The following is a 602-nucleotide window of genomic DNA, read 5'->3' as shown; positions in this document are numbered from 1 at the left end:
CACTTTGTGATTCATGACTGGGGTGAAGTCGTAACAAGGTAACCGTAGGGGAACCTGCGGTTGGATCACCTCCTTACCTGAGATGCGTTGAGTGAGTGTTCACACAGATTGTCTGATGAAAGAAGAGAATACGTTATTGCGACAGGCTTGTAGCTCAGGTGGTTAGAGCGCACCCCTGATAAGGGTGAGGTCGGTGGTTCAAGTCCACTCAGGCCTACCAAACGCTTTTCCTCCGTGGCATTTTCGGACGCTGCATGACGCATGTGCTGGTGCACGCTGCGTGCTCCGCGTTGAAACTGACGGCGGTGAAAAGGTTTGTATAAACTGCGATGACGGTTTATTTCTGTATGGGGCTATAGCTCAGCTGGGAGAGCGCCTGCCTTGCACGCAGGAGGTCAGCGGTTCGATCCCGCTTAGCTCCACCATATAACACTATTTCAGAGTATATTGGTGACAGTATGCTGTGAATTATTTTGCTCTTTAACAATCTGGAACAAGCTGAAAATTGAAAACTGTCAGTAATATCGAGAGGTATTATTGAAGAGTCTCTCAACACTCTGCGACCCAAGACGTCTTTGGGTTGTGAGGTTAAGCGAATAAGC

At 48.5% G+C, this 602-nt stretch carries 2 tRNA genes and 1 rRNA gene; all 3 read left to right on the top strand.

Annotated features, from left to right (window positions below):
- Positions 1-76, top strand: a 16S ribosomal RNA gene (locus tag EAE89_RS23180); the annotation flags it as partial.
- 67 nt (positions 77-143) lie between these two features.
- Positions 144-220: transfer RNA gene (locus tag EAE89_RS23175), tRNA-Ile, on the top strand.
- Between the two features lie 129 nt (positions 221-349).
- Positions 350-425 (top strand) — tRNA-Ala (locus EAE89_RS23170).
- Positions 426-602 lie beyond the last annotated feature (177 nt).

The sequence above is a fragment of the Photorhabdus heterorhabditis genome (assembly GCF_018448905.1).
In the GTDB taxonomy this organism is placed as follows: domain Bacteria; phylum Pseudomonadota; class Gammaproteobacteria; order Enterobacterales; family Enterobacteriaceae; genus Photorhabdus; species Photorhabdus heterorhabditis.
Note: the sequence above shows the minus strand (reverse complement) of the source record. Positions and strands in the feature narration are given on the sequence as shown.